Source organism: Micromonospora sp. ATA51 (genome assembly GCF_016802855.1).
Lineage (GTDB): Bacteria > Actinomycetota > Actinomycetes > Mycobacteriales > Micromonosporaceae > Micromonospora > Micromonospora sicca.
On the sequence record NZ_JAEVHJ010000052.1, the window covers coordinates 1 to 19,330 of the forward strand.

Sequence of the window (19,330 nt, forward strand, 5' to 3'; positions counted from 1 at the left end):
GAGGATGGGGGGTGGGGAGTAGGCGGCGGCTTCGGGGTGGGCGGCGACCACGTCGGCGATGCGGGCGGTGATGCGGTCCACCTGGGCGACGGCGGCGCCGACGAAGGCGTTGCGGTCGGCGACCAGGGCGTCGATCTCGGCGCGGGTGAGGCCCAGGCGACCGTCGGCCGCCAGGCGGTCGAAGAGGTCGTTGTCGGGGGCGCCCTTCTCCCGCATGGCGAGGGCGACGGCGACCGCGTGCTCCTTGATCACCTCGTGCGCGACCTCCCGGCCGACGCCCCGCCGGACCGCCGCGACCAGGATCTTCGTGGTGGCCAGGAACGGCAGGAAGCGCTCCAGCTCCCGGTTGATCACTGCCGGGTACGGTCCGAACTCGTCCAGCACGGTGAGGAAGGTCTGGAACAGCCCGTCGGCGGCGAAGAACGCGTCCGGCAGGGCCACCCGGCGGACCACCGAGCAGGAGACGTCCCCCTCGTTCCACTGGTCACCGGCCAGCTCGCCGACCATCGACAGGTAGCCCCGGATGATCACCGCGAAGCCGTTCACCCGCTCGGAGGAACGGGTGTTCATCTTGTGCGGCATCGCGCTGGAGCCGACCTGGCCCGGCTTGAAGCCCTCGGTGACCAACTCCTGGCCGACCATCAACCGGATCGTGGTGGCCAGGCTGCTCGGTGCCGCGGCGGTTTGCGCCAGCGCGGAGAGCACGTCGAAGTCGAGCGAGCGCGGGTAGACCTGGCCGACGCTGTCCAGCACCCGGCTGAACCCGAGGTGCTCGGCCACCCGGCGTTCCAGCTCGGCCACCTTGCCGGCGTCGCCGTCGAAGAGGTCGAGCTGGTCCGCGGCGGTGCCGACCGGGCCCTTGATCCCGCGCAGCGGGTACCGGCCGATCAGGTCCTCCAGCCGGTCGTACGCGATCAGCAGCTCCTCCGCCGCCGACGCGAAGCGCTTGCCCAGCGTGGTGGCCTGCGCTGCGACATTGTGCGAGCGGCCGGTCAGCACCAGGCCGGAGTACTCGTGGGCGTGCCAGGCGAGCCGGACCAGGGTGGCCACCACCCGGTCCCGGATCAGCTCCAACGAACGGCGCACCTGCAGCTGCTCGACGTTCTCGGTGAGGTCCCGGGAGGTCATCCCCTTGTGCACGTGCTCGTGCCCGGCGAGCGCGCTGAACTCCTCGATCCGGGCCTTCACGTCGTGCCGGGTGACCCGCTCCCGCTCGGCGATCGACGCCAGGTCGACGTCATCGACCACTCGCTCGTACGCTTCGACCACGCCGTCCGGCACCGGCACGCCCAGGTCCCGCTGGGCCCGCAGCACGGCCAGCCAGAGCCGGCGCTCCATCCGTACCTTCTCCTCCGGGGACCAGAGGGCGACCAGCTCGGGCGAGGCGTAGCGGTTGGCGAGCACGTTCGGGATCGTCGTCACGTGCCTCATTCTTTCGTACGGGGCGTCCGCCCCTGCACCAGGCCACGGCCGGATATACTGCTGGAGCTTGCCGTATATAGGGGGGCGCATGACCAAGATCCTCGTGGATGTCGACGATGAGGCGCTGGCCGACGCGGCCGAGGCGTTCGGCACCAGGACGAAGAAGGACACGGTCAACGTGGCGTTGCGCGAGGGGGCGGCGCGGGTACGCCGGGCCCGGGCGCTCGCCGAACTGGCGAGCCGTGGGCAGAGCGGCGACTTCGACGAACTGCTCGACAAGCCTACGTACCGGCCGTGAAGCTCGCCGACTACCTGGTCGACACCAGCGCCCTCGTCCGACTGCTCCGGGATCCCGAGGTGCTGGCCCGCTGGGAACCGGCCATCACCGCCGGCCTCGTCGCCGTCTGCCCCCTCGTCGAACTGGAATTCCTCTACTCGGCCCGATCCGTCGCCGACCGCGCCCAGCTCGAGCAGCAACTGCGCATCGTCTTCGGCTGGGTGGCCATGCCCGACCGGATCTACGAACGGGCGGTGGAGATCCAGGTCGAGCTGACCGGCCGGGGTACCCACCGGTCCGCCGGAGCCGTCGATCTGCTGATCGCCGCCACGGCCGAGTACCAGGGGCTATCCCTGCTGCACTACGACCGCGACTTCGACCAGATCGCCGCCGTGACCGGCCAGCCGATGCGATGGCTGGCACCGGCCGGCTCGATCAAATAGGCGCCACGACGCTTGTCCGTGATGGCCCGGGCGCAAGCGGTCAGTGCAGGGCGAGCGCCTGGTCCAGCCCGATCCCGGTCATCTCCGCGACCGTGAGCAGGAACTGGGTCGACGAACTGGACGCCTGCACCGATACCCTTGTCCCGTCCGGCCGAATGACCTCGACGCTCCTGTCGGCCAGCGGCGTGGGGCGCTGTCCCGGCGGGGCGTACCAGGCGTTCAGGTCCAGGTACCGGATCCGCTCGCCGTTCGGCCCCCTCGACGTCTCACACGCCCGGGCAGATTCGAAGCAGGTGAAGGTCTCCGCCGGCTGGCCCGGCTTCGGGGTGCTGATCTCGATGGACAGCCAGGCCCGGACGTCGCCCCGCGCCGCGACCCCGAACCCGATCCAGCCGGAGGCGGAGAGGTGCGAGAACTGGTTGACCGGCCAGCTCGGGGTGTCGACGGTGGGACCCGTCCAGTCGGCGATGTTCCGGTTCCGCTCCGGGCCGGGCACCCAGCGCAGCCCGGGCGCCTCCCGGTCGATCGCGGCCAGCATCGCGGCACTGATCCGCTGCCGGTCCGCCTCGACGCCGGCAGGCCGATCCGGTGAGGCGGATGCGATCGCCGGCGCGGTAGGCGGCGGACCGCCGGCGGCCACCACCCCGACCCCCACCGCCCACCGTCAGCACCGCGGCAGCGGCCGTTCCGTACCCGCCCGCTCGGCGCCACCTGGCTCGCCGAGCCTCGCGGCCCATCACCTGGTCGATGTCGACCGACGTCGGTGGCGGTTCGCCGACCGCTTCGTCGAAGATCTGCCGGTACGTCATGCCCGCCTCCCGTGCTCCATGGCCATCTCGTCCCCGGCGAGCAGGCGCAGGGTCGCCAGCGCCCTTGCGGCCTGGCTCTTCACCGTCCCGGTGCTGATCCCGAGGATCTCCGCGGTCTCCTCGACCGACAGGTCGCAGTAGAAGCGGAGCACCACCACGGCGCATCGCCTCGGCGCCAGTTGCCCGAGCAGCTCCCACAGCAGCTCACGGTCGGCCACCGACGGCTCGGCGACCCGCGGGTCGGGCTGGTCGGGCAGCTCCTCGCTGGCCCGTTCCCGCCGCCAGGGGCGCCGGCGCTCGTCCAGCCAGGCATGGGTCAGCACGCCCCGGACGTACGCGTCGACGTTGTCCGCGGCGCGGACCCGCCGCCAGTGCCGGTAGAGCTTGCCGATGGTGATGGAGACCAGGTCGTCGGCGGTGTGCCAGTCCCGGCAGAGCAGGTACGCCGTGCGGCGCAGCGGATCCAGCCGGGCGCTCACGAACTGTCGGAACTCGTCCTCGTCTCCCCGGCTCACCACGCGGAGCCTGTTGCTCGCCTCATGCCCAGGAGACGGAGCGAGGGCCGGGGCGGGTTGCCCGAGGTACCGGACGAAATCACGGGGTGGGGCGGCCGGTGAGGGCGATGCGCCACGGGGTAGCCGAATACCGGCAGGTAGGAGACCATCATCTCCATCTGACTTTCGGCACGAGCCGGATCCTTCTTCCTCACCCGAGGCAGCCATGCACAAGCGCCCATTCGCCGGCCTCACCGCTCTCGCGTTGGCCGGCGGCACCCTGCTGGGCACGGCGGCACCCGCCCAAGCCGCCGACCCCACGGTCCTGTACGTCAAACAAACGGCCACCGCCTGCTCGGACACCGGGCCGGGCACTGTGGAGCAGCCGTTCTGCACGATCGGGGCGGCCGCCGCGGTGGTCACCGCCGGACAGACGGTCGACGTCGGCGGCGGCAACTACCGGGAACGCGTCACCATCGCCAACTCCGGTACGCCGGACCAGCCGATCGTGTTCCGCAGCGGATCGTCGAACTCCAACGCCTCCCTGATCGGCCCGACGGCCGGGTTCGCCATCACCAGCCAGCACGACATCAGGATCGAGAGGTTCCAGGCCACCGGGTCGGTGGCGGTGCCTGCCCTCGACATCCGGGACGCCTCCCATATCGAGGTCGAGAACGGCACCTTCACCGTGTCGGACAATGCCACCGTGCCCGCCGTCCGACTCGCTGGTGTCACCCAGTCTTCCCTGAAGCGGGGCTACATCGGTGGACGGACCCTCGACGCCGGGGTGACCATGGACGCCGCCACCACCGGGGTGAGCCTCATCTCGCTGAATCTGACGGGCCGCACCTGGTACGACAGCGCCGACCGCAGTGTGGGCGTCCGCGTCGCCGGCCCCGGCAACACCATCCTCAACAACACCGTCGACGGCTTCGGCGGCGCCGCCATCTCGGTCGAGGCCGGCGCCACCGACACCGTGGTGGTCAACAACCAGATCACCGGCAGCTTCGGCTACGGCATCCACAACCACGGGGCCACCGGCACGGCGATCACCAACAACACGGTCAAGGGCCACTGCCTCGACGGCATCCGGGTCGACGGCACCTCCGCCAAGGTCTCGGTGCAGAACAACCTGCTCGCCGCTTACAACCCGCTCAATACGAACTCCTGCGGACCGTCGGCCTCCGGCCGGGTCGAGCTCGGGATCTACGACGCGGCCGTCGGGGACACCGCGGTCGACTACAACAACGCCGACGACTACTACTCGTCCTCACCGGCAACCTACGCGTGGAACGGTTCCCGGATGGGTTTGTCGGCGTTCCGTGCCGCCTCCGGCCAGGCAGCGCACGATCTGGAGACCGGCGACCCGAGGGACGCCTACGACTCGGCCAACTCGGCGGCGCCCGGCTACCAGGCCACCGACCGGGTCGGCAGGGCACGCGCCGACGACCGGCCAGGCCGGACACCGGTGCCGGCCCGGTGACGTACGCCGACCGCGGTGCGCTCGAGACCATCCGCAGCCCGCTGGCTCGCACCAACGTCACCCTAGATCTCGCCGCCACCTCGGTTAACGTGAACGCCTCGTCCTCCGAGCCGGGGTTCGTCCCGATCGCCTCGTACGAGTTCACCTTCGGTGACGGGACGGTCGTCACCCAGGCCTCGCCGGTCGTCTCGCACCGCTACGCGCAGCCGGGCGAGTACACCGTCTCCACCCGGGTCACCGGGACCGACGGCCGGTCGGGCAGCCGGGCCGACTTGATCAGCGTGCTGCCGCGTACCGGCACCATGGGCCTGCTCACCCTCTCCGGTCTCCGCTACGTCGGCCCAATGGCCAACGTTCCCTGGCCGGCGCTGGGCGCGGACCACGCCAAACTGGACGCGACCGGTCAGTTCGACCTCGTGGACGCGGGCAGCGGTCAGGTCGCCCTCTTCGCGCCGGCGAGCGGCCAGTACGTCACCGCCGACTCCGCCGGCGTCGAGTCGCTGTCGTTCAAGGGCACGGTGGTGACGCCCAACCAGCGGTTCACCCTGGTCCGCAACGCCGACGGCACCGTCAGCCTGAAGTCGGCCTCCAGCGGCCGGTACGTGACCGCGACGGCGAACGCCACCACTCCACTGATCGCCAACGCCACCACGATCGGCGCCACCCAGAAGTTCTACCGGGTCAACGTCGCCGACGCCGACCGCTCGCTCAAGGCCCGGGCGAACAACCGCTTCGTCACCGCGGAGAGCGCCGGCACCAAGCCGCTGATCGCCAACCGCACCAGCGTCGGACCGTGGGAGCGGTTCGACCTGGTGGACCTCGGTAACGGCCAGATCGGCATCTTCGCCCGGGCCGACAACCGCTTCGTCAGCGCCGACGGCAAGGGCACCCTCCCGCTGATCGCCAACCGCGCGTCGGTCGGTGCCTGGGAACGGTTCACCCTGATCCGCAACACCGACGGCACGGTCAGCCTGAAGGCCGCCATCAACAGCCGCTACGTCACCGCTGAAAGCGCCGGAGCCAAGCCCCTGATCGCCAACCGCACGACCATCGGCACGTGGGAGAAGTTCACCCTGGGCTGAGCCCGCGCCCGAACGACCGACGCCGCCCGGGACTTCCCCGGGCGGGCGTCGACGTGTCGGGGTTCAGCGCTCCAGGATGGCCGTGACGCCCTGGCCGCCGGCGGCGCAGATCGAGATCAGCCCCCGCCCGCTGCCCTTCTCGGCGAGCAGCTTGGCCAGGGTGGCGACGATCCGGCCGCCGGTGGCGGCGAACGGGTGCCCGGCGGCCAGCGAGGAGCCGTTGACGTTGAGCTTGTCCCGGTCGATCGATCCGAGCGGCGCGTCCAGGCCCAGCCGTTCCTTGCAGAACTCCGCCGACTCCCAGGCGGCCAGGGTGGCCAGCACCTGCGAGGCGAACGCCTCGTGGATCTCGTAGTAGTCGAAGTCCTGCAGTGTCAGCCCGGCCCGGGCCAGCATCCGGGGCACCGCGTACGCGGGAGCCATCAGCAGCCCCTCGTCGCCGTGCACGAAGTCGACCGCGGCGGTCTCGGACCAGCTGAACCAGGCCAGCACCGGCAGGCTGTGCTCCCGCGCCCACTCCTCCGACGCCAGCAGCACCGTCGAGGCGCCGTCGGTGAGCGGCGACGAGTTACCGGCCGTCATGGTGGCCCGCTCGGCGTCCGGACCGCGGTGGCCGAAGACCGGCTTGAGCGAGCCGAGCTTCTCCAGGCTGGTGTCGGGGCGGAGGTTCTGGTCCCGGGTCAGCCCCAGATAGGGGGTCATCAGGTCGTCGAAGAATCCCTTGTCGTACGCGGCGGCGAGCCGCTGGTGCGAGCGGACCGCCAGCTCGTCCTGGGCCTGCCGGTCGACGTTCCAGCGCAGCGCCGTCCGGGCGGCGTGCTCCCCCATCGACAGCCCGGTACGCGGCTCCGCGTTGCGCGGGATCTCCGGCTTGAACGGCTGGTGCGGGCGGAGCTTCGCGGCGATCTTCAGCCGCTCGCCGAGGGTCCGGGCGGAGTTGAGCTGGATCAGGGTGCGGCGCAGGTCCTCGTTGACGGCGAGCGGCGCGTCCGAGGTGGTGTCCACGCCGCCGGCGATGCCGACCTCGAGCTGCCCGAGGGCGATCTTGTTGGCGACCAGGATGGCCGCCTCCAGGCCGGTGCCGCAGGCCTGCTGGATGTCGTACGCGGGGGTGTGCGGGTCCAGCCGGGAGCCGAGCACCACCTCGCGGGTGAGGTTGAAGTCCTTCGAATGCTTGAGCACCGCGCCGACGACCACCTCGCCGACCCGCTGCCCAGCCAGCCCGAACCGGGCCACCAGGCCGTCCAGGGCCGCGCCGAGCATGTCCGCGTTGGACGCGTGCGCGTACCGGGAGTTGGACCGGGCGAAGGGGATGCGGTTGCCGCCGATGACCGCGACCCGCCGGACACTTTGCACGATCGGCCTCCTCGAAACTGTTGCCCGAACCCTACTCGCCAGTAGGCTACGCCCATGACCGACAGGTACGCGAGCTTCGTCCAATCGGGGGCCGGTCGCGCGCTGGTCAAGCGCCTCGGGCTGCCCGACCCGCCTCGACTGCGCCGGCACACGCCGGGCGACCCGCTCGTCCCCGGGCCCGTCCTGCTCGGCACCTCGGCCGACGGCCGGCTCGCCGAGCCGGTCACCAAGATCCTGACCTTCGCCGGGGTCGGGCTGCGCGACCCGGCCGCCGCCACCGACGCCACCGCGCGCTACGCCGCCCTGGTGTACGACGCCACCGGCATCACCGACTCCACCGAGCTGCGGCAGCTCTACGACTTCTTCCACCCGCAGGCCCGGGCGCTGCTGCCCAGCGGCCGGGTGATCGTGCTCGGCACCCCGCCCGCCGAGTGCGACTCGCCCCGTGAGGCGACCGCCCAGCGCGCGTGCGAGGGGCTGACCCGCAGCATCGGCAAGGAGTTCGGCCGGGGCGTCACCGCCCAGCTGGTGTACGTCACGAAGGCCGTCGACCCCGGCACCCTGACCAGCCTGGAGTCGACCCTGCGCTTCCTGCTGTCCGGCCGCTCCGCGTACGTCTCCGGGCAGGTGGTCCGGGTCGGCGCCGGCACCGCCCAGCCGCCGGCCGACTGGGACCGCCCGCTGGACGGCAGGTCGTGCTGGTCACCGGTGCGGCCCGGGGCATCGGCGCCGCGCTGGCCCGGGTGCTCGCCCGGGACGGCGCCCAGGTCGTCGCGCTGGACATCCCGGCCGCCGGGGACGAGCTGGCCGCGGTGGCCAACGAGATCGGCGGCACCGCCGTCCAGCTCGACCTGACCACCCCGGACGCCCCGACCCGCCTCGCCCAGCACCTCGCCGACCGGCACGGCCGGGTCGACGTGGTGGTGCACAACGCCGGCATCACCCGGGACAGAACGCTCGGCCGGATGGACGCCGACCGCTGGGACTCCGTCATCGACGTGAACCTCTCCAGCCAGGAGCGGATCAACGACGTGCTGCTGGAACGCGCCCTGATCCCGACCGGCGGCCGGATCGTCTCGGTCTCCTCGATCGCCGGCATCGCCGCAACCGCGGCCAGACCAACTACGCCACCAGCAAGGCCGGGGTGATCGGGCTGGTCGACTCGCTGGCCGCGGCGCTGCGCGACCGGGGCATCAGCGTCAACGCGGTCGCCCCCGGTTTCATCGAGACCCGGCTGACCGCGCGCATCCCGCTGATGCTGCGCGAGGCGGGGCGCCGGATGAACAGCATGTCCCAGGGCGGCCTGCCGGTGGACGTCGCCGAGACGATCGGCTGGCTGTCCTGGCCGGCGACCGGCGCGGTCAGCGGCAACGTCGTCCGGGTCTGCGGCCAGAGTCTGCTGGGGGCGTGATGGCGAGGCGGAAGGACCGGCCGGCGGACGGCCCGGCCGAGGACCTGTCGGTCCACGAACTGATCGACGGCCCCACCCGGGACCTGTCCGGCCTCGTCGTCACGCCCGACGCGGTGCAGGAGCTCGCCACCCACGACCTCAGCGTCCACGCCACCCAGGACCTCTCCGGGATCGCGCCGACCGGCGGGGAGACACCGGCCCCGGCCGGACAGGTGACGACCGCGCCGCGCAGCGCGCGGAGGATCGGGCGCTGGTCGACCTCCCCCGGATGCCGGCGGCCGGGGCGCTCTACCGCCGGGCCCTGCTCGGCACGCTGCCGGGGGTGGGCGGCCGGCGGAGTGACACCCTGCCCACAGTCGAGCTGACCGTGGCCGGCGTCGCCGTGGACCGGGCGCACCTCGCCGACTACGACCGGGTCTGCGGGTTCCGGCTCGCCGACCGGCTGCCGGCGACGTACCCGCACGTCATGGGGTTCCCGCTGGCGTTGCGGCTGATGACCGCGCCGGCGTTCCCCATCCCGCTGACCGGGGTGGTGCACGTGGCCAACCGGATCACCGTGCACCGACCGATCGAGGCCGGCGAACGGCTGGACTTCCGGACGTACGCGGAGAACCTGCGCCCGCACGACCGGGGCCGGCAGCTCGACGTGGTGCTCGTGGGCTCGGTCGACGGGGAGGAGGTGTGGCGCGGCGTCTCGACGTACCTCGGCAAGGAGCGCAGCGCCGGCGGCGGTGAGCGGCGCGACCGGGGTGACCGGCCGACGCCGCCGGCCCCCTCCGCGCACTGGCGGCTCACCCCCCGGGTCGGCACGGACTACGCCCGGGTCTCCGGCGACCACAACCCGATCCACACCTCCCGGCTCGGCGCCCGGCTGTTCGGCTTCCCGCGGCCGATCGCGCACGGGATGTGGAGCAAGGCGCACTGCCTGGCCGCGCTGGAGAGCCGGCTACCGGACGCCTACACGGTCGACGTGGCGTTCAAGCTGCCGGTGCCGCTGCCGTCGACGGTGGCGTTCAGCGCCACCCCGGGGTGGGATTTCGCGTTGCACGACGCCCGCTCCGGCCGCCCGCACCTGGTCGGCACGGTCCGCTGAGGGAGGGGCCCCGCATAAGGGGCCCCTCGCCACCCGTCGGCCCCGGAGCATGGGGGCATGGAGTCCGTGCTCGACCTGCTCCACCACACGGTCGCCTCGCCGTGGGTGTACCTGGTGATCTTCACGGTCACCGCGGTCGACGCGTTCTTCCCCGCCGTGCCGGGCGAGACGGTGGTGATCACCGCGGCGGTGTTCGCGGCGGGCGGCGAGCCCAACCTGGTCGCGGTCATCGTGGTGGCCGCGCTCGGCGCGCTCGCCGGTGACCACGTCTCCTACGCCGTGGGCCGGGGCGGCGGCGCCCACCGGGTGGCGCGGCTGCCGCCGACAGCCGCCGGCGGGCCGGCTCGGAGTGGGCCCGCCGGGCCCTCGACCGGCGCGGCGGCATGATCCTTACCACCGCCCGGTACGTCCCCGGCGGTCGCACCGCCGTCACCCTGACCATGGGCGCGGTCCGCTACCCGCCGCGCTGCTTCCTGCTCTACGACGCCCTCGCCTGCGGCAGCTGGGCGGTCTACTGCGGCCTGCTCGGCTACTTCGGCGGCCTGGCCTTCGAACGCGACCCGGTGAAGGCACTGCTGGTCGGCGTCGGGCTGTCGCTCGTCGTCACGTTCGGCCTGGAGCTGGCACGCCGGCTGCGCCGCCGCGCCCGCTCCCGCGCCCGGGCCGCCGTCCGTCGCTGACCGCCCCCGCCCTGCCGAGAACGTCAGCCGGCGGGCGGACGCCAGGTGACGCCGTGCAGCAGTTGGGCGGCGCCGAGCCAGGCCACGTTCATCATCCGGGTGGCGGTCTTCTCCGGGTCGGCCTCGGGGTGGTCGGCGAGCCAGTCGGCGAGGGACTCGGTCGCGCCGACCAGGGCGTACGCGACGACCTCCAGGTCGGTCGGGCCCACCTCGTGCCCCTCGGCGCGCAGCGCGTTGTCCAGCATGCCGGCGACCACCTCGACCAGCCGGCCCCGCATGGTGGCCAGTTCCCCGGCGAAGGGCTGCTCGCCGCGGGCCTGGCGGTAGAGCACCGCCCAGCCGTCCCGGTGCGCGCCGACGAAGCCGAAGAAGGCGCGCAGGCCGCGCCAGAGCCGCTCGTCGGCGGGCAGGTCGGAGGCGGCCGCCCCGGCGATGGCCTCCATCATCCGGGTGCCCTCCCGGTGCAGGCAGGCGACGAAGAGCTCCTCCTTGGTGCCGAGGTACGCGTAGACCATCGGTTTGGAGATCCCGGCGTCCTCGGCGATCTCGTCCATGCTGGCGGCGTGGAAGCCGCGGCGGGAGAAGACCTTGACCGCCGCGTCGAGCATCTGCTGCTCGCGGACGGCCCTCGGCAGGCGCTTGAAGGTGGGTGTGCTGGACACTCTTGCGAGCATACCTACTCGTGCGTAAGGTTACGCCAGAGTAACCAAAGTCGGCCCGCTCCGAGAGGTGCATCCCCCATGACTGACTTCGACCCGGCCAACTTCGCGAACGTCGAGCCCAAGGAGTTCGCGAAGCTGGTCAAGTCCACCCCCGACGACAAGATCGCCGAGGTGATGTCGGGCGACCTGCGCGGCAAGATCCTGAGCGAGGTCTTCAACCGGATGCCGTCGCTGTTCCGCGCCGACCGCGCCGGCTCCACCAACGCGGTCATCCACTGGAACATCACGGGCCGTCCCGACGGTGGCACCGACACCTACGAGATCGTCATCGAGAACGGCGCCTGCACCGTCTCGGACACCGCGCAGCGGGACCCGAAGCTGAGCCTCACGATGGGCCCGGTCGAGTTCCTCAAGATCGTCTCCGGCGGCGGCAACCCGGTGATGATGTTCATGACCGGCAAGCTGAAGGCCAAGGGCGACCTGGGCCTCGCCGCCAACATCGCCAACCTGTTCGACATCCCCAAGGCCTGACGTGACCGAGTTCTCGCTCGACCTGAACGAGGAACAGCGGGATCTGCGCGACTGGGTGCACGGCTTCGCCGCCGAGGTCGTGCGCCCGGCCGCGGCCGAGTGGGACGCCCGGGAGGAGACTCCCTGGCCGGTCATCCAGGAGGCGGCGAAGGTCGGCCTGTACGGCTTCGAGTTCCTCGCCACCTGCTGGGCCGACCCCACCGGCCTGTCCCTGCCCATCGCCAGCGAGGAGCTCTTCTGGGGCGACGCCGGCATCGGGCTCAGCATCTTCGGCACCTCCCTCGCCGTCGCCGCCATCTACGGCGCGGGCACGCCCGACCAGCTGGTCGAGTGGGTGCCGCAGTGCTTCGGCGACGTCGACTCGCCGGCCGTCGCCGCGTTCTGCACCAGCGAACCGGAGGCCGGCTCGGACGTCGCGTCGATGCGTACCCGGGCGGTGTACGACGAGGCCACCGACGAGTGGGTGCTGCGCGGGCAGAAGGCGTACGCCACCAACGGCGGGATCGCCGGGGTGCACGTGGTCACCGCCTCGGTGGACCCGTCGCTCGGCTCCCGCGGGCAGGCGGCGTTCGTCGTACCGCCGGGCACGGCGGGGCTCAGCGCGACCCGCAAGCTGCGCAAGCTGGGGCTGCGCGCGTCGCACACCGCCGACGTCTTCCTCGACGACGTACGGGTGCCCGGGCGCTGCCTCCTCGGCGGGCGGGACGCCCTGCTGGAACGCCTCGACCGGGCCCGCTCCGGCCAGCGCGCCTCCGGCCAGGCCGCGATGCGGACGTTCGAGCTGTCCCGGCCGACGGTCGGCGCCCAGGCCCTCGGCGTGGCCCGGGCGGCGTACGAGTACGCCCTCGACTACGCCAAGGACCGGGTCCAGTTCGGACGGCCGATCATCGAGAACCAGGCGGTCGCGTTCGCGCTGGCCGACATGAAGATGGAGATCGACGCGGCCCGGCTGCTGGTCTGGCGGGCCTCCTGGATGGGGCGCAACAACCGGCCGTTCACCGCGGGCGAGGGCTCGATGTCCAAGCTCAAGGCCGGCGAGGTGGCCGTCTCGGTCACCGACAAGGCGGTCCAGCTGCTCGGCGGCGCCGGCTTCCTGCGCGACCACCCGGTCGAACGCTGGTACCGGGACGCCAAGATCTACACCATCTTCGAAGGCACCTCCGAGATCCAGCGGCTGGTCATCTCCCGCGCGATCTCCGGGATGCAGATCCGTTGACCGGTGGCCGGGTCGGCCCACCGGCCGACCGCCACGGCGCGGGTGCCGCCTCCTCACCCTCCGTTCCGACGTGCACGACCCACGGTATGCGACGGGTGGGCCCGGTGACCGCCGGCTGGGCTCCCGGCCGCCGCGGGTGCATGATCGGGAGGAAACGTTCGGCGTGGCAGGGCTCCTCCGGGGGCCCTTCCGTGCTCCCCGAAGGAGGGTTGCGGCTTGGACCTGCCGTTCATCGTCGCCACGCTGACCCGGCGCGGACTGCTCACCCCGGGCCGTCCCATCCGGGTCGCCTCCCAGCTCGGCGCGCTGCGCAAGTGGGGCTGGAGCCTCGCCGGTGAGCTGCGCCAGGCCGCCGCCCGCGACCCCGGTCGGGCGGCCGTCGTGGACGAGCAGGGCGTCGAGCTGACCTATCAGGAGCTGCTGGACCGGGCCGAACGGCTGGCCCGGTCGATGCGCGCCGGGCTCGGCGTCCAGGCCGGGGACCGGATCGGGGTGCTCTGCCGCAACCACCACGGGCTGATCGAGGCGGTCGTCGCGGCGATGCTGCTCGGCGCGGACGCCGTCCTGGTCAACACCGGCCTCTCCGCCGCGCAGTTGACCACCGTCGCGGAGGAACAGTCGCTGCGGGTCCTGGTGCACGACGCCGAGTTCGCCGAGCGGGTCCTCGGCCTCCCCGCCGACGTGCAGCGGGTCGACGAGCGCGGCCAGGAGGAGCTGATCGCCGGCGCCCTGCCCGGTGACCAGCTCCAGCCGCCCGAGCGGGACGGCCGGACCATCGTGCTCACCTCCGGCACCACCGGAGCGCCCAAGGGCGCCCGCCGGCCCACCCCGCACGGCTTCGGCCCGCTGGTGTCCATCATCGACCGGATTCCGCTGCACGCCCGCGACACCGTGCTGATCGCCGCGCCGCTCTTCCACACCTGGGGGTACGCGGCCCTCCAGGTGGCGTTCGCCCTGCGCTCCACCATCGTGCTGCACCGCCGCTTCGACCCGGCCACCACGGTGGCCGCGCTGGCCGCCCAGCCGTGCGACGCGCTCTTCGCCGTGCCGGTGATGCTGCAGCGGTTGCTGGAGGTGCCGGCGCCGGACCCCCGGCCACCGCTGAAGGTGGTCGCGGTCAGCGGCTCGGCCCTCCCCGGCGGACTCGCCCCCAAGTTCATGGACGCCTACGGGGACGTCCTCTACAACCTGTACGGCTCGACCGAGGTCTCCTGGGCGTCCATCGCCGGCCCGGCCGACCTGCGCGCCGCCCCGACCACCGCCGGCCGCCCGCCGCATGGCACCCGGCTGGAGATCCTGGACGACGCCGGTGAACCGGTCCGGGACGGACGGGTCGGGCGGATCTTCGTGGGCAACGAGATGCTCTTCGAGGGGTACACCTCGGGAGCCGGCCGGGAGACCCACGACGGCCTGCTGAACACCGGCGACCTGGGCCGGGTCAACGCCGATGGCCTGCTCTTCGTCGACGGTCGGGCGGACGACATGATCGTCTCCGGGGGCGAGAACGTCTTCCCCTCCGAGGTGGAGGACCTGCTCGCCCGACTGCCGCAGGTCCGTGAGGCCGCCGTGATCGGGGTGCCCGACCCCGAGTACGGCCAGCGTCTCGCCGCGTTCCTCGCCCTGCACCCCGGCGAGACGCTCGACCCGGAGGCGGTCCGCGAGTACGTCCGGCACTACCTGGCCCGCTTCTCCGTACCCCGGGACGTGATCTTCGTGAAGTACCTGCCGCGCAACGCCACCGGCAAGGTGCTCAGTCGCGAGCTGCGTCGCTACTACGGCTGAGGCACGGGCCACAGGGGACGGACACCTCGGCGCCCGGTGGTAGCTTCTCATCCGCCGCCGGTCCCGGCAGGTCCCTGCTCACTCGTTCCAGGAGCTGCTCGATGGTCCGTCTCCGCCGGCGCTGGGCACTCGGTCTGCTCGCCGGCGGCGTCTCCGCCGTGGCGCTCGGCACCACCGAACCGGTCCTCGGCCGCCGTCGCAGCGGGACCCTGGTCCGGCGGCAGCCACCCCCGGTCGAGGTGGAGAACCGCGCGGCCGGCACGCCGTGGTGGCCGGAGGACGGCCGCCGGGCCGCGAACGACCGGCACCGCCAGATCCAGGGGTACGCCTCGACGACCAGCGTCGCCCCCGGCGAGTCGATCGACTTCCACGTCGCGGTCAACCCGGCGGGCCGGTACCGGATCTCGATCCACCGGCTCGGTTGGTACGACGGCGCGGGCGCCCGCACCGTGCTGACCAGTCCCGAGTTCGACGGCGTGCCGCAGCAGGTGCCGGCGGTCGACCCGGTGACCGGGGCGATCGCCTGCCGCTGGCCGGTCTCCTGGACGGTCCGGGTGCCGGACGACTGGACCTCCGGCCTCTACCAGGCGGTCTTCACCTCGGCGGACGGCTGGCGCGCCTGCACCCCGTTCGTGGTCCGGGACGACCGCCGGGCCGCGGCGCTCTGCGTGGTCCTGCCGGTCACCACCTGGCAGGCGTACAACCAGTGGCCGCGGGACCGGCGGGTCGGCAAGAGTCTCTACAACGGCTACGCGGCCACCGGCCGGCGGGATCCCCGGCTCCGGGCGCTGGAGGTCTCCTTCGACCGCCCGTACGCCGACCACGGCATCCCGATCCAGCTCACCCGGGACCACGACGCCATCCAGTGGCTGGAACGCCGCGGCTACGACGTCAGCTACGCGACGAGCTTCGACCTGCACTCGGGGCGGCTCGACCCGACCCGGCACCGGGGGATCGTGTTCTGCGGCCACGACGAGTACTGGTCGTGGGAGATGCGCGGGGCGGCGGAACAGGCCGTGGCCGCCGGGACCAGCCTCGCCTTCCTCGGCGCCAACAGCATCTACTGGCACGTCCGGGTGGGTCCCGCCGACGACGGCCGGCCGGAGCGGCTGGTGGCCTGCGCCAAGACCACGCCGGACCCGGGCGAGGACAGCGCCGGCCCGACCGTCACCTGGCGCGTCGTCGGCCGGCCCGAGCAGGCGCTGCTGGGGGTTCAGTACAACGGCATCGTCGGCACCCCGCAGCCGCTGGTGGTCCGGGCTGCGGACCACTGGTTCTGGGCGGGCGCCGGGGTGGCCGACGGTGACCGGATCCCCGGTGTCGTCGGCGGCGAGGCCGACGGCGTGCACGCCGACGTGCCCCGGCCGTCCGGGGTGGACGCCGCCGTCCTGAGCGCTTCGCCGTACCGGACGCGCGACGGCGGCCACCGGGTGCAGAACACCCACCTGTACGAGACGCCGCAGGGCGCGCTGGTCTTCGCCTCGGGCACCCTGTGCTGGACCATGGCGCTGAACCGGCAGGGGCACCGGGACGAGCGGATCGAGCGGGCCACCGGCAACCTGCTGGACCGGATCACCGGCCGGGCCGGCCCGTCGACGGGTCCGGCGGTGCCGGCCCGGGGCTGACGGGTCGGCGGCGGGGGCAGCCCGGCGTACCGGAGAGCCGCCCCGCCGCCGGCGTCAGGCCCGGTCGGCGGCCCGGCCGATCGCCGCCGCCACCCCGCCGACCCGGTCGGCGAGCAGGCCCAGCGCGCCCACCGCCCGGTCCACCGGATCGTCCGTCGCGCCACCGAGCGCGCGGGCCCGCAGGTAGCCGGCCTTCACCTCGGCCCACCGTCGAGCCTGCTCGGTCGTGAGCCGGCCCCGCAGCTCCGCCAGCTTCAACAGGTTCGCCTCGGCACCCGCGGCGAGGGTCTGCGCCTCGCCGAGGTAGTGGTCGTCGATGACCGCCTCCAGCTCCTCGTCGCTGAGCACCGGGACGATCCGCTCGGCCAGCTTGTTCATGTTCCGGTACGACCCCTGGAGCTGGAAGGGCGGCTCGGTGCGGGAGGCGTCGGCCTGCGCCGCCGAGGCGATGTACGCCTGATTGTTGGCGAGCACCACCTGCTGCACCCGCAGCAGCTTGCGCAGCACCGAGACGATCTGCTCCAGCTCCACCGGCGAGTACGGGTGGGCGAGCTGGTCGGCCCGCACCGACTCGTCGCCCCGGGCGAGGCGGACCAGCAGTTCGACGTCGCCGCGGTCCCGGCCGGACAGCGGCGCCAGCACCGGGTTCGAGGTGAGGGCGTTCTCGATGTAGCTGAGCGCGAACACCTCCTCCCGGCCGGAGAGCACGTCCCCGAGGTTCCACACGTCGGCCCGGTTGGCCAGCATGTCCGGCACCCGGAACCGCTGCCCCGACTCGGTGTACGGGTTGCCCGCCATGCACACCGCGAACCGCTTGCCCCGCAGGTCGTAGGTGCGGGTCCGGCCCTCCCAGACGCCCTCCATCCGGCGCTGCCCGTCGCAGAGCGAGATGAACTTCTGCAGCAGCTCCGGCGAGGTGTGCTGGATGTCGTCGAGGTAGAGCAGGACGTTGTTGCCCAGCTCCAGGGCGAAGGAGATCTTCTCCACCTCCTGCCGGGCGGTCGCGTCGGGCGCGTCCGCCGGGTCGAGCGAGGTGACCCCCGAGCCCAGGGCCGGCCCGTTGACCTTGACGAAGACCAGGCCCAGCCGGCTGGCCACGTACTCCATCAGGGTGGTCTTCCCGTAGCCGGGCGGGGAGATCAACAGCAGCAGGCCGGACTGGTCGACCCGCTTGGCGTCGCCGGTCGCGCCGAGCTGGCGGGCCAGGTTGTCCCCGATCAGCGGCAGGTAGACGTCGTCGAGGAGTCGGTTGCGGACGAACGCGCTCATCACCCGCGGCCGGTACTCCTCCAGCCGCAGCCGGTCCCGCTCGGCGGCCACCAGCGCGTTGCGCCGGCGCTGGTAGTCCCGGTACGCGGGCACCAGCTCGGTGCGGAACCGGCGGGCCCGGGCCAGCGTCTCGTCCAGCCGCAGCGTGAGCGCCGACCCGACGATCCGGGGATGCGCGCCGAGCAGCCCGCCGACCGTCTCCGACATCGTCGCCGCCGCCTCGTGGCGCGGCAGGTCCGCGCCGCACAGCTCCACCGCGACCGCCTCCGGCAGGTCGTACCCGGACAGCGTGCCGTCGTCGGTCGCCAGGAACGCGGTCAGCCACGCCTCGACCAGCTGGTGGCGGCTGGTCAGGTCGCCGTCGAGGGCCCGCAGGTCGGCGTCGAACTCCCGGGCGGAGCGGGACTGCGGACCGCCGAGGGCGCGCCGGAACCGGTCCAGCATGGCCCGCGCGCCGGCTCCGGTGACGAAGCCCGCGGGTGGCCGGGACAGCTCCTCGAACAGGTACTCGCCGGCCAGGGCGGCCTCCCCGGCCGGCCCGGTCAGCCCGGCGTCGGTCAGGAAGCGGCCCACCTCGGCGGCCAGCTCGGCGTGCAGCCGGTCGATCGCGTCCCCCGCCTCGACCCGGTCGCCCTCCGGTGGCACCGCACCCCGGTCGGGGCGGCCGAAGCGGTCCCGGGCCCGGGCCAGCGAGGTGGCCCGGGCGGTCCAGCCGGCCCGGTCCGGCTCGGCGGTGCCGAACCGCCAGAACAGCTGCGCGGCGGCCCGGGCGGCCGGCGGGTAGCGGAGCAGGCCCGCCCCGGCGTGCAGGCGCAGCAACGCCCGCAGCAGCTCCGTCGCGTCGTGATCGTGCACGCCCCGCTCGTAACCCTCGTCGTAGCGGGCCTCGGCGAACCGGCGGACCAGCTCGCGCAGGTCACCGGCGTCGGCCGCCGCCGCCCGCAGCCCGTCCAGGGTCAGCCCCTCCCGGCCCGCCTCGGCGGCGGTCAGGATCGAGGTGGCCAGATACTCCGCGCGGTACACCGCCGGCGATTCGGAGACCAGCAGCTGGTCCCAGAACCGGCGGGTGCGGGCGAACTCGGTGTCCCGGACCGGGGCGCGGTAGTCGGTGCCGGTCACCGCCACCGCCAGCCCGCCGTCGTGCGGCACCACGGTGACGTCGACCGGCTGGGTGTTCACCGCGAAGCGGTGCCGGCCCAACCGGATCGTCTCGCCGCCGTCGGCGTACAGGTCCAGGCGGTCGCGCAGGCCGCGACCGGCCTCGAGGCGCGCGGCCCGGATCCGGCCGTCCAGCTCCTCGGCCCGGACGGGGTCGCCCAGGGTACGCAGCTCTTCCACGACCGCGCGCAGCTTGCCCACCATCGGGTCCGCCGCGAAGTACGTGTTGATCTCGTCCAGCGAACCCAGCGTGCCGATCCGGTGCCGCACGCTGACCAGGACGCGCTCCGCCGACGAGACCAGCCGGTCGGCCCGCCGGGCCCGCTCGTCCAGCAGCGCCTGCTTCCGCGAGGAGAACGCCTCGTAGATCTCGGTCCGCCGGGTCGCCAGCGCGGCGAGGAAGTCGTCGAACTCCCCGAACCGGGACTCCAGGTCCTCCACCCGCAGCAGCAGCCGGCCCAGCTGCTCGTCGCAGCGCTCGGCGGTGTCCGCCGCCGCCAGCGCCCCGGTCACCGCCTGCCCGAGCAGCGCGAACTC

At 73.1% G+C, this 19,330-nt stretch carries 16 protein-coding genes and 2 pseudogenes; 12 read left to right on the plus strand and 6 right to left on the minus strand.

The genetic code is table 11. The features are described 5' to 3' along the window. Window positions 1-1,422: adenylosuccinate lyase (gene purB, locus JNW87_RS11460; protein ID WP_238453643.1), on the minus strand; the 1,422-nt coding region annotated here is incomplete at its 3' end. An 88-nt stretch (window positions 1,423-1,510) separates the two neighbouring features. Here purB and JNW87_RS11465 point away from each other — a divergent pair. Both JNW87_RS11465 and JNW87_RS11470 read left to right on the plus strand, forming a co-directional pair. Next, on the plus strand, window positions 1,511-1,720 hold the full coding sequence (locus JNW87_RS11465; RefSeq protein ID WP_109804873.1) for a type II toxin-antitoxin system VapB family antitoxin: 210 nt from the start codon (window positions 1,511-1,513) through the stop codon (window positions 1,718-1,720). Next, window positions 1,717-2,142: a PIN domain nuclease gene (locus JNW87_RS11470; protein WP_109804874.1), complete on the plus strand. Its 426-nt coding sequence runs from the start codon at window positions 1,717-1,719 to the stop codon at window positions 2,140-2,142. The genes JNW87_RS11465 and JNW87_RS11470 overlap by 4 nt, the downstream gene beginning before the upstream one ends. Window positions 2,143-2,182: 40 nt before the next feature. On the opposite strand, the gene JNW87_RS11475 is transcribed toward JNW87_RS11470, so the two are convergent. Together JNW87_RS11475 and JNW87_RS11480 are read right to left on the minus strand one after the other, a co-directional pair. Then, window positions 2,183-2,680, minus strand: a complete 498-nt coding sequence (locus JNW87_RS11475) for a hypothetical protein (RefSeq protein ID WP_146231255.1) — start codon at window positions 2,678-2,680, stop codon at window positions 2,183-2,185. 267 nt (window positions 2,681-2,947) lie between these two features. After that, window positions 2,948-3,466 carry a SigE family RNA polymerase sigma factor gene (locus JNW87_RS11480; RefSeq protein WP_236648156.1) on the minus strand — a complete coding sequence of 173 codons (519 nt, stop codon included), beginning with the start codon at window positions 3,464-3,466 and terminating at the stop codon, window positions 2,948-2,950. Between the two features lie 205 nt (window positions 3,467-3,671). Here JNW87_RS11480 and JNW87_RS11485 point away from each other — a divergent pair, with 205 nt between their 5' ends. Continuing rightward, a complete protein-coding gene (locus tag JNW87_RS11485) occupies window positions 3,672-4,928 on the plus strand; it encodes a right-handed parallel beta-helix repeat-containing protein (protein WP_238453644.1) in 1,257 nt (418 codons plus the stop codon). Further along, on the plus strand, window positions 4,925-6,010 hold the full coding sequence (locus tag JNW87_RS11490) for an RICIN domain-containing protein (RefSeq protein WP_238453645.1): 1,086 nt from the start codon (window positions 4,925-4,927) through the stop codon (window positions 6,008-6,010). The genes JNW87_RS11485 and JNW87_RS11490 overlap by 4 nt, the downstream gene beginning before the upstream one ends. A gap of 63 nt (window positions 6,011-6,073) precedes the next feature. On the opposite strand, the gene JNW87_RS11495 is transcribed toward JNW87_RS11490, so the two are convergent. Further along, window positions 6,074-7,366: an acetyl-CoA C-acetyltransferase gene (locus JNW87_RS11495; protein WP_238453646.1), complete on the minus strand. Its 1,293-nt coding sequence runs from the start codon at window positions 7,364-7,366 to the stop codon at window positions 6,074-6,076. Between the two features lie 54 nt (window positions 7,367-7,420). On the opposite strand from JNW87_RS11495, the pseudogene JNW87_RS11500 reads away from it, so the two are divergent. The 4 genes and pseudogenes from JNW87_RS11500 (at window position 7,421) to JNW87_RS11515 (ending at window position 10,550) form a co-directional block, all read left to right on the plus strand. Further along, window positions 7,421-8,777, plus strand: a pseudogene (locus JNW87_RS11500) (3-oxoacyl-ACP reductase). After that, window positions 8,774-9,142, plus strand: a complete 369-nt coding sequence (locus JNW87_RS11505; protein ID WP_238453647.1) for a hypothetical protein — start codon at window positions 8,774-8,776, stop codon at window positions 9,140-9,142. The pseudogene JNW87_RS11500 and the gene JNW87_RS11505 overlap by 4 nt, the downstream one beginning before the upstream one ends. Continuing rightward, window positions 9,028-9,870, plus strand: coding sequence for a MaoC/PaaZ C-terminal domain-containing protein (locus JNW87_RS11510; RefSeq protein WP_375373498.1), 843 nt, complete (start codon window positions 9,028-9,030; stop codon window positions 9,868-9,870). The genes JNW87_RS11505 and JNW87_RS11510 overlap by 115 nt, the downstream gene beginning before the upstream one ends. A 57-nt stretch (window positions 9,871-9,927) precedes the next feature. Beyond that, window positions 9,928-10,550, plus strand: a pseudogene (locus JNW87_RS11515) (DedA family protein). Window positions 10,551-10,573: 23 nt separating this feature from the next. Here the strand turns inward: JNW87_RS11515 and JNW87_RS11520 are convergent. Further along, window positions 10,574-11,212, minus strand: a complete 639-nt coding sequence (locus JNW87_RS11520; RefSeq protein ID WP_201749793.1) for a TetR/AcrR family transcriptional regulator — start codon at window positions 11,210-11,212, stop codon at window positions 10,574-10,576. A gap of 78 nt (window positions 11,213-11,290) precedes the next feature. On the opposite strand from JNW87_RS11520, the gene JNW87_RS11525 reads away from it, so the two are divergent. The 4 genes from JNW87_RS11525 (at window position 11,291) to JNW87_RS11540 (ending at window position 16,366) form a co-directional block, all read left to right on the plus strand. Beyond that, window positions 11,291-11,743: an SCP2 sterol-binding domain-containing protein gene (locus JNW87_RS11525; RefSeq protein ID WP_238453648.1), complete on the plus strand. Its 453-nt coding sequence runs from the start codon at window positions 11,291-11,293 to the stop codon at window positions 11,741-11,743. 1 nt (window position 11,744) lies between these two features. Beyond that, on the plus strand, window positions 11,745-12,959 hold the full coding sequence (locus tag JNW87_RS11530) for an acyl-CoA dehydrogenase family protein (RefSeq protein ID WP_238453649.1): 1,215 nt from the start codon (window positions 11,745-11,747) through the stop codon (window positions 12,957-12,959). Window positions 12,960-13,175: 216 nt separating this feature from the next. Continuing rightward, a complete protein-coding gene (locus tag JNW87_RS11535; protein ID WP_238453650.1) occupies window positions 13,176-14,741 on the plus strand; it encodes an AMP-binding protein in 1,566 nt (521 codons plus the stop codon). A 101-nt stretch (window positions 14,742-14,842) separates the two neighbouring features. Next, complete coding sequence (locus tag JNW87_RS11540) at window positions 14,843-16,366, plus strand: N,N-dimethylformamidase beta subunit family domain-containing protein (RefSeq protein ID WP_238453651.1); 1,524 nt, start codon at window positions 14,843-14,845, stop codon at window positions 16,364-16,366. A gap of 54 nt (window positions 16,367-16,420) precedes the next feature. Here JNW87_RS11540 and JNW87_RS11545 read toward each other — a convergent pair whose 3' ends face one another. Further along, window positions 16,421-18,997, minus strand: coding sequence for an AAA family ATPase (locus JNW87_RS11545; RefSeq protein ID WP_309233937.1), 2,577 nt, complete (start codon window positions 18,995-18,997; stop codon window positions 16,421-16,423). Window positions 18,998-19,330: the final 333 nt, after the last annotated feature.

Coding starts and splice junctions, on each gene's coding strand:
- JNW87_RS11465 (WP_109804873.1), top strand. CDS start 1,511: ATGACCAAGATCCTCGTGGATGTCGACGATGAGGCGCTGGCCGACGCG.
- JNW87_RS11475 (WP_146231255.1), bottom strand. CDS start 2,680: ATGCTGGCCGCGATCGACCGGGAGGCGCCCGGGCTGCGCTGGGTGCCC.
- JNW87_RS11485 (WP_238453644.1), top strand. CDS start 3,672: ATGCACAAGCGCCCATTCGCCGGCCTCACCGCTCTCGCGTTGGCCGGC.
- JNW87_RS11525 (WP_238453648.1), top strand. CDS start 11,291: ATGACTGACTTCGACCCGGCCAACTTCGCGAACGTCGAGCCCAAGGAG.
- JNW87_RS11540 (WP_238453651.1), top strand. CDS start 14,843: ATGGTCCGTCTCCGCCGGCGCTGGGCACTCGGTCTGCTCGCCGGCGGC.
- JNW87_RS11545 (WP_309233937.1), bottom strand. CDS start 18,997: ATGGTGGGCAAGCTGCGCGCGGTCGTGGAAGAGCTGCGTACCCTGGGC.